Consider the following 13,076-nt stretch of genomic DNA (forward strand, 5'->3'; position numbering starts at 1 on the left):
CCGCGCACGCTCACACTCGATCAGCCAACCTGATTACCCCACGGGACACACCCGTAAGCAAAGGCACTCCCACGACCTTGATCAATTGCCGTAGCGCATCAAGACGACGCAAATACCCCTCATCATTCCCATAGATCAGCTCAACATGCAGGCTGTCAATCAAAGCCAAGTACGCCTCTGCAAGTAGATCGACATTCTGCCCCACAACCGGATAAGCACTCTCAAGCGACGTCTGAAAGCGCGCGCGAATACCCGCCAAATATTCCTCAAAACCCGATTTGACGCTCTGCTCGATCGTCGCCGGTGGATAAAACGCCGCGCGCAGTAAAAAGCGCAACGCGCAGCTGTCGCTGTAGCGACGCTGCAGGTTGTCGATGTACCGCTCGCCCGGCGCCTGGCCGTTTGGTGGCACAGCAAATTGTGCGCTTACATAGTCCTGCTCGCTTTTCAACGCATGATTCAGTACAGCGGTGTACAGGTCATCTTTGCTTGCGAAATGCGCGTACAGCGAGGCTTTTTTGATTCCAGCGCTGACGGCGATGTCGTTCAGCGAGGCTGCGTCGTAGCCGCGATCGGCAAAGTGTTGCAGGGCAAGTTGAACGATGCGTCCAGCTGCTGGTGTCAGGGTTGTCGTGGTCATCAATGGCTCTTGTCAGTGGCCGGCAAGGCTGAATGTGGCGTTCCTGCCCTTGGGAAGGCTTAGCCAGGTCAGCAAGCACACAAGCAGTGCACTTAGTACCAGGAAGCTCGTCCAGGCAAGTGGTCCGTAGTTTAGAACGACTGCCGATAGGGGGGTGGCACCCGAGGAGATGGACAGTTGAATGGCGCCCAACAAGGCGGCAGTGGAGCCCAGCGCACGTTCCTGGGAGGACATTACCAGCGACATCAGCGTCGATTCGGCGATGCCCAAGCCAAACAGCGCCAAGGCCATGCCCACCGCAATGCCGGGTAACCCGATGTCCGTGGCGGTTGCCAGCAAAGTGATGAGGGCGCCGCTCGCCATGCAGCCGACACCCAGTAAGGTCAGCCGGTTCATGCCCAAGGTGGTGATGAGTCTGCCGGCGAGCATGGCGCCAAACAAGATGGCAAAGCCTGTCACGCCAAACAGGATGCCAAACGACTGCGCGCTCAGCCCATAGGTTTCTTGATAAACCAGCGTTGCGCCGCCGATGTAGGCGAACAGGAAAAAGAACACTGCGGCGACCGCAAGTGCAGGTAACAGGAAGTGCTGATCCTTGGCGATTTTCAGGTAAATACGGCACGCCGAAGTCAGTTTCAGCGGCTCACGCTTATCCATTGCCAGTGTTTCGGGAAGGTTCAGCCAGCTGTTCAGCAGTACCGCTGTGCCCAGGATCGCAAGGGTCAGCATGACTGCGCGCCAGCCAAACCAGGTGTCGATAAAGCCACCCAGCGCCGGGGCAAGAATGGGTGCCACGCCCTCGATGGTCATCAACAACGCAAACAGTTTGGTCGCTGTCGCTCCCTGGCTAACATCTCGAACCATGCTCATGATCACGACCAATGTCAGCGCAGAGCCCAGGCCTTGTACAAAGCGAAAGCCAATCAAGGTGTGGAGTGTCGGTGCCCACGCCGAGCCAAGTGAGCACAGGATAAACAGCGCAAGGCCAATCAGTAGGGGCCGTCTGCGCCCGTAGGCATCTACGAACGGCCCAAACAACAGCTGTCCTGCGCCCATGGCAAGCAGGAAAAACGTCAGGGTGAGCTGGGCGCCAGTAAAGCTTGCGTGGTAGTCACGGGCAATTTCGGGAAGGCTTGAAAGGTACATGTCGACAGCCGAAGGGCCCAAGGCGCCCACTACTCCCAAGCCAATCGCCAACTTCATTGGCACCTGTTCAGATTGCACGGTGTTCATCAATTTCAATCCGCAAATCAATTACTACCTACCGGTCGGTAGGTTGCGCGCATCATAGTCGCGCTCACTTCACGGGTCAATGAACGCCGAGGCCCAACAGCCAACCACGAATTGGACCTACCCCTCCCCGCATGGGCGCCCGACCATAGGCTTGCGAGCCATTACTCCTGAACCCAACTTGGCCCAGAGCGTGCAGAATGAAGTTCAGTTTTATAGACAACACCAAGCCAAGCCGTCGACGCGTGTTGCGCGACGCCATCACCCTGGCGTTGGCGGCCTCGCCGTTGGCGAGTCTGGTCAACGCAGCCGGCAAAGCCGGATCAACCGCCCCCAGTACCGAAGAGGTGACCTTCGCCGCCGGCCCGCGGCCGCTGGTGCAATACCCGCAGAAACGGCCGTTGACCTTGGTGACCACGCGTCCGCCGCATCTGGAAACGCCGTTCGGGGTGTTCAGCGAAGGCCCCATCACGCCCAATGATGCGTTTTTTGTGCGCTATCACTTGGCCAACTTCCCTACCAGCATCGATCCAGACACCTACCGCCTGACGATCAAGGGCTCGGTGGAAACGCCGCTGTCGCTATCTCTCGCTGAGCTCAAATCACTCGCCGAGCCGGTGGAGGTGATAGCCGTTAATCAGTGTTCGGGAAACAGCCGTGGTTTCTCGATGCCTCGTGTGTTCGGCGCGCAGTTGGGTAATGGCTCAATGGGTAATGCCCGTTGGCTGGGAGTTCCACTCAAGGCGGTGCTGGAAAAGGCAGGCGTCAAGGCCGGCGCCAGGCAGGTGACCTTTCGCGGGCTGGATAAACCCGTGCTTGCGAGCACCCCGGAGTTCATCAAGGCCCTGGATATCAGTCATGCCCTGGGCGGTGAGCCGATGATCGCCTGGTCAATGAACGGCACCGACCTGCCCTTCCTCAACGGTTACCCGATCCGTCTGGTGGTGCCCGGCTATTTCGGTACCTACTGGGTCAAGCACCTGAGCGAGATCGAAGTGGTCGATCACACCTATGACGGATTCTTTATGGCCAAAGGTTACCGCGTGCCGGACAACGACTGTTTGTGTATCGCCCCCGGGACCACGGCGGCGCAAACCAAGCCGATTTCGAAGATGCCGGTCCGTAGTTTCATTACCAGCGTAAAGCAAGGCGATGTGTTGCCGCTCAATACAAGCGTGGTGCTCAAGGGCATCGCCTTTGATGGTGGCGACGGGATCAACAAGGTGCAGCTCTCTGTCGACGGTGGCGAAAGCTGGCGTGAAGCTCAGCTTGGCCAGGACCTGGGCCGTTTTTCCTTTCGTGAATGGACGCTGCCCGTCACCTTCCCCCACAAGGGCGCCACACAGTTGATGGTGCGCGCCACTAACCGGGCAGGCGAGGTGCAGCCGCTGCGAGCCGACTGGAACCCCGGTGGCTACCGCCGCCACGTAGTCGAAACCAGCTACGTCACTGTCGCCTGAAGGAGCTTGCATGAAACGTCTGATCACTTTGCTGTGTACGGCGCAGGCCTGTCTGGCTGCCATTGCCAGCGCGGCGCCGCTGTCGATCACCTTGCCGCCCGAAACCGCTGCGCTCAAGCCCAGCACCCTGCCCGGTTATCAGTTGGCCCAGCAAAAATGCTCGACCTGCCATTCCGCCGATTACATCAGTTTCCAGCCTCCCGGAATGACGTTGGCGCAGTGGACTGCAGAAGCCAGCAAGATGCAGCACGTGTACGGTGCTCCCATCAGCGATCAGGATGTGAGCATTATCGGAGCCTACCTGGCTGTGACCTACGGCAGTGCCCAGGCAAGCGATGCCGAGGTGCAGGCTGCCAGTTCGCCGAAGGTCCAGGCGACTGTCGCGAAAGTCGATGCAACAGCGCTGCTACAGAACAATGCATGCCTGTCCTGCCACGCAATCGATCACAAGGTCGTAGGCCCGGCGTATCACGAGGTCGCTGCAAAGTATGCAAATGATCCGCAGGCAATGACCAAGGTAGCCGCCAGTATTCAGCAGGGAGGTACCGGGAAATGGGGGCAAACGCCTATGCCGCCTTACCCGCAGTTGAGCGCGCAGCACCTGCAGACCCTTTCCGCTTTCATACTGGATCAGTAAGCCGTGTCGGGGTCAGTGTTCATGCCGATGTTTGCGCCAGAAGCCCCGGCAACGAACCCCAGATCAAACTGATGCCTGCTAGCGCCATCAGCACAAAGACTATCCAGCGCACCGTCCGCGGCGACAACTTCGGCGGATAGCGCCGCACCAGCCAACTGACCAGCAGCACCAACGGCAATGCTTCGGCGCTCAATAGCAGCGTGGACATGTGCATCTGTCCTTGGGCGACAACCAGGCCCAGACGCGCCGCCGCATTGGCGGCGAACACGGTGACCAGGGTATTGCGGATAATTTCGTAACCCAGGGGCTGGCGATACAGGTGGAAAACAATCGGCGGCCCGCCACTGGAAAACAAACCATTGAGCAGGCCACATAGCCCCCCGGCCAGCCAGAACGAAGGCTGTTGTGACAGTCGTGCCCTGGGCTTGTTCTGCACCACCAGCATGAAGCTGGCCGCGACGATCAGTACGCCGAGCAGAACCCGCAGCCAGGTTATCTGACTGCCGCTCAACGCACCGAGCCCCCATATCCCCAGGCTGACGCCAAGCAGGCTGCTGATCAGTACCGGCATCAGTACCGCCCGGTCCAGCTGCGGCTTCGGCCCGCCAAGCGTGGCCATGGCATTGCCCAGGGTGAGGATGCTGATCACCACCGCCACTTCAGTCAGCGGCACCATGTGCAAAGAGGCAATCAACCCCATCAGAATCAGGCCAAAGGCAAAACCGGTCAGGCTCTGGGCAACAGTTGCCAGGGCCACACAACACAGAAAAATCAGATGCACTTGCAGGCTCATACCGCCTCCATTGCTGGTTAAGCCAGACTGCCGCCGCACAGTTTCTGTGGCGGCGGCAGTCGGGAGATCAGGCGGGGGTGATGGGCATCACCCATGGTGCAGGCTCATGCCAGCCATTTGACCGCAATCAGAATCAAGGCCGCGAGAAATAGCGTTTCACTGACCAGTAGGGTCGCTGGACGCCAACCGACTTCCAGCAGTGCCTTCAATGAGGTTTTCATGCCCAGCGCGGCGATGGCGGTCACCAGGCACCAACGCGACACATCGCCGGCAAAGGCCTGAATCTGCGTCGAGGCGATGCCGCTGCTGTTGATAGCCACAAATACGACAAAGAAGATGATGAACAAGGGCAGCGGCAAGGCCGGGCGCGGCCCGCCATCGCCGCGCTTGCGCAACAGCAGGGACAGGCTGAAAACGATGGGTACCAGCATGGCCACGCGCAACAGCTTGACCACGGTTGCGGTATCGCCGGTCTCCTCCGACATGCTGTAGCCAGCGCCCACTACCTGGGCCACGTCATGAATAGTTGCGCCAAGAAATATCCCGGCCTGATGGGCGTCCAGGCCGATCCATTGAGCAATCGGTGGGTAGGCAATCATGGCGATGGTGCTCAGTGCAGTCACACTGATCACCGTGAAAATGATGTTGCGCTCGCTGTTCTTGTCCTGCGGCAGTACCGCAGAAATGGCCAACGCCGCCGACGCGCCACAGATGCCCACACTGCCACCGCTGAGAATACCGAAGTCACGCGACTGGCCAAGCAGTCGAGACAAGAGGATGCCGAAACTGATGGTCAGGAACACGGCACCGATCACCACCGCCATCAACGTACCGCCCAGCGAGAGGATCTGCTCCACGGTAATGCGCATGCCCAGCAGCGCCACGCCACAGCGCAGGATGGTGCTGGAGGTGAAGCGAATACCGGCGACCGCCCGCCCCTCCTCGGAGAGAAACCCCAATGCCATGCCCAGCAGCAGGGCCATCAACATCACCGGCGCACCGTAATGTTCAGAAAGGAAAGTGGCGCTGGCGGCAACGACAACCGAGGCAAGAATACCCGGCAACAACAGGCTGAGTTTCTGCTGCCGACGTGCCAACCACGACATCGAGGGCTGGGCCGTGTCGAACGACTGGCTGGGCATAGGGGGAATTGTGTGATGCTGTTTTGTTTTCATTGTGTCAGCTACACCCTGTGGTTGTGGAATCACTGGGTTTTGATGCTAGAGAAATCAACTTCCTCTCATTAGGACCACGTCGACACCGTCTTAGGGGCCAGTCGGCAGCTGCACGCAAAGCCTCGCGCCGCCTGGCTTTGCGTTACTCATGGCCGCAGTTACCACGCCTGCAATGCCTGATGCAGGCACGGTCAGTGGGTAACCGGGGGACGTTCTTGCGATGCGTCAGGTTGAGGCCTGCGGCGCATTGGGGGGTGTACAACTCAATTGGATAACTGCTGCAGGCGCTGGCGTGTTTCGGCACTGTATTGCACCGCGGCCACGGGAACCCGATCATCAATGGCACTGCGGATCTGCTCGACGTCGGCCTCGGTGAATGCGCCGCACACTTCGATCAATTGAACATGCCGGGTCAATAACTCCTGGGCCACCAGTACCGCTTCCTCGATGCTGGCAACACCACACACGGTCGCCGCGAAGGCATCGGATTCCAGTCGCCCGTTGTGGGTGAGGAACTGCATGCCGGGTGCCTTGAAGATAAAACCATAACGTTGCACAGCCATCATCGATCTCCTGGTGTCTTGAAGTTGCTTAGCTGGCAGCCTGCAGGTGGTTGCGCATCTGACGACGATAGTCGATAAAAATGGACGACAGCGCACACGACGCCAGGCGCGCCTCCAACGGGTCGGCTCGCGAGGTGAGAATGATCGGCACCCGCGCGCCCAGCACCAGGCCGGCGGCCGTGGCGCTCATGAAGTAGACCATCTGTTTGAACAGAAAATTGCCGGCTTCCAGGTTCGGTACCAACAAGATATCGGCATTACCCGCGACCTCACCGCCGATCCCCTTGATTCGCGCAGCTTCCAGCGATACCGCGTTGTCGAAGGCCAGAGGACCTTCGACGCAGGCGTCGCCCAAGGCACCGATCGCCGCCAGTTTGGCAAGCTCCGCGGCATCCTTGCTGGACGGCATGCTAGGCACCACTTCTTCGGTACCCGACAACACCGCCATGCGCGGCTTTTCATAACCTAAGGCATGCATCAGCTCGATGGCATTGCGTGCGATATGAATCTTGTCGACGATCGTTGGCTGTACGTTGATCACCGCATCGGTGATCGACAATGCCTTGTCGCTGCCCGGCAACGTCATATGGAACACATGACTGAGACGGCTGGCCGAACGCAGCCCGAACTCTCGTTTCAGCACTGCACGCAGCAATTCATCGGTGTGCAGATGCCCCTTCATCAGTGCCTGCGCAGTACCCGATCCAGCCAGCATGCTGGCGGCTTCAGCGCACTGCGCCTCGTCACTGACATGCTGTATGCGCAGGTCATGCAGATCCCAGCCCAGGACATCGGCCAAGGCACGAATGCGCCCCTGATCCCCGACCAGCACGGGCTCGATAAGCCCTTCATCGCACGCCCGCTTGGCACCGCTGAGGCTGAGCAGGTTGACGGGATTGACCACCGCAGTGACCACGCGCGGCAGCGCCTTGGCGCGGTCAAGCAGGAATGCCGGGCATTCCGGAGGAATAGTGCTCAACATGCTTGGATTCCTGATTGTTCACAGTCGAAGATGCAACAGCGCCCGAAGGCGCCGCGGCAGTGTTTCAGGTGTCCGGTATCAACCGGTCACTTCGGCGACTTAGACGTAGTCTTTGTACTTCTCAAGGAAACGCACCGGCTTGGACAACGCATCGCGGCGGAACGGATCGCCCAGTTCACGTGTGCACATGATTTCGATAACTGTGGTCTTGCCAGCCTTCTGTGCCTCACAGGCTGCCTGCAGCGCCGGGCCAACGTCTTCGAGGCGGTCGACAGTGACGCCTTCGGCGCCCATCGAGCGCGCAATGCCGGCGAAGCTCTGGTTTTCCAGCTCGCCCGCGACGAAGCGACGGTTGTAGAAGTCCACCTGGTTCTTCTTCTCCGCGCCCCACTGACGGTTGTGGAAGACAATCGAGGTGACCGGGATGTTCTCGCGAACGCAGGTCATGATTTCCATCATCGACATGCCCCAGGCACCGTCACCGGCGTAGGAGATGGCGGTGCGGTGAGGTGCCGCGACCTTGGCGCCGATGATGGTCGGCAGTGCATAACCGCAGTTGCCAAAGCTCATGGCGGCGAAGAATGAACGAGGCTTCTCGAAACGCAGGTAGCTGTTGGAGACCGAATTGATGTTGCCAATGTCCGTGGAAACCATGGCATCGGCCGGCATGGCTTTTTCCAGTTCGCGCAGCACTTGGCGCGGGTGCAGGTAATTGCCTTCCTCACCGCTTTGCTCCTTGATCATGTCCAGCGAGAACTCGTCCTTCTCGTGGATCCAGGCGCTCAGCTCGGTTTCCCAATCATATTTTTCCTTGGCGATTTCCTCGGCGCGCGCACCTTTGTTTTCCAGGCACAGCACGTCGAGGCTCTCCAGGCGACCGAGCAGATTGACCGCCGCAGCCTTGGCGTCGCCGCAGATTCCGACGTTGATTTTTTTCACCAGGCCGAGCATTTTCGAGTCGCAGTCGATCTGAATGACTTTCGCCTGCTTTGGCCAGTAATCCAGGCCGTGCTGCGGCAAGGTCCCGAATGGGCCCAGACGGGTACCCAGGGCCAGTACCACGTCGGCGCGCGACAGCAATTTCATTGCCGCCTTGGAGCCCTGGTAGCCCAACGGGCCGCACCACAGCTGGTGACTGGCCGGGAAGGAGTCATTGTGCAGGTAGCTGTTGACCACCGGCGCACCGAGGTATTCGGCGAGCGCCTGGCAGGCTTCGACTGCATCGCCCATGACCACGCCGCCACCAGAGATGATCACCGGGAATTTTGCCGATGCCAGCAGTTGGGCGGCTTCGGCCAGGCTTTGTTCGCCACCGGCGCTACGCTCGATACGAATCGGCGTAGGGATTTCAACGTTGATATCGCCGTAGAAGAAGTCACGTGGAATGTTCAGCTGGGTCGGACCATTTTCCTGCATCGCTCGATCGAAGCAGCGGCCGGTCAATTCAGCCATGCGCGCAGGGTTAGGCACATGGGCCTGGTACTTGGTGATGGTCTCGAAGAACGGCAGTTGCTGGGCTTCCTGGAAGCCACCCAGGCCCTGACTCATGGAGCCAGTTTCCGGCGTAATGACGACTACCGGGCTGTGCGCCCAGTAGGCGGCGGCGATAGCGGTGACAAAGTTGGTGATACCAGGACCGTTCTGCGCAATGCACACACCATGACGCCCACTGACCCGCGAGAAGCCGTCAGCCATGTGCCCGGCACCTTGTTCGTGGACCACCGGGATAAAACGGATACCGGCGGGTGCGAAGATATCCATCGCATCCATGAAGGCCGAACCCATGATGCCAAAGATGTCGGTGACGCCATTGGCAACCAGTGTTTCTACCATTGCTTCGCTAGGGGTCATGCGTGGCATATCGATCTTCCTCTCGTTACTTAAGGTACGGCGGCTGCGCCGCCAATGACTCGGGGCTCAGCCTTTCAGCGCGACGGCTGCATAGGAATGGGTTTCAAGACAGGTGCGCTGTGCAGCCGGAATGCTCAGGCCGATGGCCAGGTACGAGGGGGCGGCGCGTAATGCGCGGGGCTTGAGGTGGTTAGCTCCGTTAAGCATGCCGATCTCTCCGATTGTTGTTGTGATGGAGTTTTGGGGCAGGTCGAGCGAGCCGCCTGTGCTTTGCGTTGAGGCGAGGACTGGCTGGCTTGGCGCTAGAGTAGGAGTCGAAAGGAAGCGGCAGATAGGACCAGTTGAGGGCCACCTGTTAAGCCAGTGGGTCCAGATGCGTGAGCACGCAAAGCCAGCCCTGGCAGGGGCACAAAAAAACCGGGCACGCCACGCCGCCGCCGAACGGCGTTCGACGTGACGTGACCAAGGACAGTGGTTGGGTTAGCGCCTAGCTGATCTGCTGTATGAGCTCGGCAAGCAGTTTGATCCCCGGACGGATGCGCTCGGCTGGTATCGACGAGTATCCGAGACGGAAGTAGTTGAGAGGCGGTTGCTCGCCGAAGAAGTGAATATCGCCGGGCTCGATCAAGATGTCATGTTCAGCGGCGACTTTCTGCAGGCGTCGTGCGTCGAGGTTTTCGGGGCCCTTGACCCAGTAGCAGGAGCCGCCGAAGCTCGGCTCCTTGGACGACTCTGGCAGGTACTCTCGCAAGGCCGCGCCCATCTGCTCATGACGCTCCTCGTACGCGCGCATCAGGCTCATGATCAACGCATCGTGGTAGCCGCGCTCCAGGAACAGCGCCACCGAGCGCTGATTGTTCGCCGCCGGATGGCGCACCATCAACCGCCGCAACGCCCGTGCCTCACGGATCAGCGCTTCGGGCCCGACCAGATAGCCAACCCGCAAACCCGGCGCCAGGGTTTTGGACAGGCTGCCGACGTAAAGCACCCGATCATTCTTGTCCAGGCTCTTGAGTGCCGGGATCGGGCTGCCCTTGAAGTTGGTCTCGCTTTCGTAGTCGTCTTCAATGATCAGAAAATCGTGTTCATTGGCCCGCTGCAACAACTCGTAGCGACGCTCCAGGGGCATGGTCACGGTGCTCGGGCACTGATGGCTGGGCGTGGTGTAGATAAGGTCGCAGTCATTGAGCTCATCGCTGAGCATCAGCCCCTGGTTGTCCACCGCCAGCGCCTGAACCCGCGAAGGGTTGAGCATGGCGATATTACGCACGTCTACATAACCCGGCTCTTCAATGCCCATCAAACTGTCGGGGCGCAACAGAAGACGCGCCAACATATACAGCGCGTGCTGGGCGCCAACCGTGACCAAGATCTGCTCAGGCGAAGCCCAGACACCACGTCGCGGCAACAGGCGAGTTCTGATCTGCTCCATCAGCAAGGGATCATCGTTATCGAAGCGATCCGAGGCCCAATCACGAATCGCCGGGATGCTGACCGCATCACGATTGCACTCACGCCAGTTGGCGGTCGGAAACAGCGTCGGGTCGAACTGGCCGTAGATAAAAGGGTATTTGTAATTCTGCCAATCCCGTGGCTTGCTCATATTGCGTTGCTGCGACGGCTGCATCACCAGCCGCTGTGACCAGTCCTGCTTGGTGGTCACCGACTGATCCTGGTGAACACGCGGCGTCTCCACCTTGCGCGCCAGAATGTCCGGATTCACATAGTAGCCACTGCGCTCACGGGCCAGCAGGTAGCCATCGTCGAGCAAGTGTTCGTAGGCAAGCACTACCGTGTTGCGCGCGATGTTCAACTGTTTGGCCAGCTTGCGACTTGAAGGTAAGGGACTGTCGAGCGGAATATTGCCGTTGAGAATGACTTGAGCGATCTGCTCGCGCAGTTGCTGCTGCAAGTTGGTGGATTTATCGGCGGACAAATGGAACAACTGGAACATAGCGGCCTCGACTGAACGGACGACAAGCACTGGTACCGCACACCACTCGGCCAGTCACTTCAGAATGCTCTTGCCAGCAAACCGCTGACGCAGCGATCGCCAAGCAGACTAGCAACAACATCTCGACAAGACTATTCGGCGCGCCGCTATTAGCGCCGCAGACACGCCAAAACCGGCCCGTCAATGTAACTCGGGGCCGGTCTGCTCATGGTTCGAAACGTTATGGATTAGCTGCAAGACGGCCAAAGGCAGCGTCGAGGGCGACGATAATCACGTCCAGGTCCTGCTGTGTCGCGATCAATGCCGGGCTAAAACACAGGGTATTGTTAAATTGTTCAAAGCTTCGGTTGGTACGCCCGATCATCACGCCCTGACGCATGCAGTCAGCAACGATGGCGATGGCTACGCTTTCGGCCACCGGCTCCTTGGTCTTGCGGTCCTTGACCAGCTCCATGCCACAGAACAGGCCCTTGCCGCGCACATCACCAATGATCGAATACTTATCCTGCAGTTCGCGCAGGCGCCCCATGAAGTACTCGCCCATGTGGGTGACATTCTCCAGCAGGCCTTCGTCTTCGATGATCCGCATGTTCTCCAGCGCCGCCGCCGGGCCTGCAGTGCAGCCACCAAAGGTGCTGATGTCACGGAAGTAGCCCATGCGGTCGTCAGCTTCACCCTTGAATGCGTCGAACACTTCCTCGGTGGTCACCGTGCAGGAGATCGCCGCGTAACCGCTGGCCACACCCTTGGCCATGGTGACGATGTCGGGCTTGATGCCGTAGTGCTGATAACCGAACCATTTGCCGGTACGGCCCAGACCACAAACCACTTCGTCGATGTGCAGGAGGATGTCGTACTTTTTACAGATCGCCTGAATGGCCTCCCAGTAGCCTTCCGGCGGCGTGATGACGCCGCCCCCCGCGGTGATCGGTTCGAGTACCACGGCACCCACGGTATCCGGCCCTTCGGCGAGAATCACGCGCTCCATTTCCTTGGCTGCGCGTATGCCATAGTCAGCCACATCACCGAACTGCGAGCGGTATTCGCAGCAATGTGGAAACTCGACGAAACCGGGGGTGAAGGGACCGTACTGGTTCTTGCGCTCAAACTGACCGGTAGAACTCAGCGCTGTGATGGTGGTGCCATGGTAGTCACGTTCGCGGAACAGAATCTTGTGCTTTTTGCCGCCGTACTTTTTGTGCGCAATCTGCCGGACGATCTTGTAGGCCTTCTCGTTGGCCTCGGAACCTGAGTTGGAGTAGTACACCCTGCTCAGGCCCGGCATCTTCTCGATCAGTTTCTTGGCGAACAAGGCGCCTGGAACACTGCCTGCGGAGCCTGCGAAGAAATTCATCTTCGCCAACTGATCGCGCACTGCGTCAGCGATGCTCTCACGGCCATAACCAACGTTGACGGTCCACACGCCCCCAGACACCGCATCCAGGTATTCGTTGCCCTTGATGTCGCGGACCCGCATGCCTTTGCCTTCAACGATCATCAGCGGATCGTTCTGTTCCAGCGGTTTGTGCTGGGACAGGTGATGCCAGACGTGAGCGCGGTCACTGGCCAGTGCTTCGACTGCATCGAACTCGTGCGCTGTTGTTTTCATGCTTACCTCTCGACTGGTGCATTTTTATTGTTGCTCACCGGGCAGCAGACACGCTCCAGGTAGTCGCATACGCAGGAGCAGTACTCGGCATCGCAATGCAGCACTGCCCGATCCACCCCTGGAGAAGAAACTAAGAACAAGCAGCGCGCGCAGTTAGATCCAGTTGTTGTCCATTCGTGATG

At 59.2% G+C, this 13,076-nt stretch carries 12 protein-coding genes; 2 read left to right on the plus strand and 10 right to left on the minus strand.

Annotated elements, in window-relative coordinates:
* Window positions 1–10: 10 nt before the first annotated feature.
* A complete protein-coding gene (locus H621_RS0117040) occupies window positions 11–640 on the minus strand; it encodes a TetR/AcrR family transcriptional regulator (RefSeq protein ID WP_028944562.1) in 630 nt (209 codons plus the stop codon).
* Between the two features lie 12 nt (window positions 641–652).
* Window positions 653–1,873: a multidrug effflux MFS transporter gene (locus tag H621_RS0117045; protein ID WP_028944563.1), complete on the minus strand. Its 1,221-nt coding sequence runs from the start codon at window positions 1,871–1,873 to the stop codon at window positions 653–655.
* Window positions 1,874–2,070: 197 nt separating this feature from the next.
* Here H621_RS0117045 and sorA point away from each other — a divergent pair, with 197 nt between their 5' ends.
* Window positions 2,071–3,330, plus strand: coding sequence for a SorA family sulfite dehydrogenase catalytic subunit (gene sorA / locus H621_RS0117050; protein WP_028944564.1), 1,260 nt, complete (start codon window positions 2,071–2,073; stop codon window positions 3,328–3,330).
* 10 nt (window positions 3,331–3,340) lie between these two features.
* A complete protein-coding gene (sorB, locus tag H621_RS0117055) occupies window positions 3,341–3,967 on the plus strand; it encodes a SorB family sulfite dehydrogenase c-type cytochrome subunit (protein ID WP_028944565.1) in 627 nt (208 codons plus the stop codon).
* A 19-nt stretch (window positions 3,968–3,986) separates the two neighbouring features.
* Here the strand turns inward: sorB and H621_RS0117060 are convergent, their stop codons facing one another.
* The 8 genes from H621_RS0117060 to H621_RS0117095 all read right to left on the minus strand — a co-directional run bounded on the left by H621_RS0117060 (window position 3,987) and on the right by H621_RS0117095 (window position 12,894).
* A complete protein-coding gene (locus tag H621_RS0117060) occupies window positions 3,987–4,760 on the minus strand; it encodes a TSUP family transporter (protein WP_028944566.1) in 774 nt (257 codons plus the stop codon).
* A 104-nt stretch (window positions 4,761–4,864) separates the two neighbouring features.
* A complete protein-coding gene (locus H621_RS0117065) occupies window positions 4,865–5,902 on the minus strand; it encodes a YeiH family protein (RefSeq protein WP_028944567.1) in 1,038 nt (345 codons plus the stop codon).
* A gap of 296 nt (window positions 5,903–6,198) precedes the next feature.
* The gene (locus H621_RS0117070; protein WP_028944568.1) at window positions 6,199–6,498 is read right to left on the minus strand and encodes a DUF6506 family protein; all 300 of its coding nucleotides are present in this window, start codon (window positions 6,496–6,498) and stop codon (window positions 6,199–6,201) included.
* A 28-nt stretch (window positions 6,499–6,526) separates the two neighbouring features.
* The gene (locus tag H621_RS0117075) at window positions 6,527–7,480 is read right to left on the minus strand and encodes a bifunctional enoyl-CoA hydratase/phosphate acetyltransferase (RefSeq protein WP_028944569.1); all 954 of its coding nucleotides are present in this window, start codon (window positions 7,478–7,480) and stop codon (window positions 6,527–6,529) included.
* Between the two features lie 99 nt (window positions 7,481–7,579).
* Window positions 7,580–9,340 carry a sulfoacetaldehyde acetyltransferase gene (gene xsc, locus H621_RS0117080; RefSeq protein ID WP_051270569.1) on the minus strand — a complete coding sequence of 587 codons (1,761 nt, stop codon included), beginning with the start codon at window positions 9,338–9,340 and terminating at the stop codon, window positions 7,580–7,582.
* 57 nt (window positions 9,341–9,397) lie between these two features.
* Window positions 9,398–9,538, minus strand: a complete 141-nt coding sequence (locus H621_RS28485) for a hypothetical protein (RefSeq protein ID WP_156905617.1) — start codon at window positions 9,536–9,538, stop codon at window positions 9,398–9,400.
* Window positions 9,539–9,818: 280 nt separating this feature from the next.
* Entirely contained in the window at window positions 9,819–11,285 is a 1,467-nt protein-coding gene (gene pdxR, locus H621_RS0117090) for a MocR-like pyridoxine biosynthesis transcription factor PdxR (RefSeq protein ID WP_028944572.1), read from the minus strand.
* 220 nt (window positions 11,286–11,505) lie between these two features.
* Entirely contained in the window at window positions 11,506–12,894 is a 1,389-nt protein-coding gene (locus H621_RS0117095) for an aminotransferase family protein (protein ID WP_028944573.1), read from the minus strand.
* Window positions 12,895–13,076 lie beyond the last annotated feature (182 nt).

Origin of the sequence: Pseudomonas vranovensis DSM 16006 (assembly GCF_000425805.1) — a bacterium.
Classification (GTDB): Bacteria; Pseudomonadota; Gammaproteobacteria; order Pseudomonadales; family Pseudomonadaceae; genus Aquipseudomonas; species Aquipseudomonas vranovensis.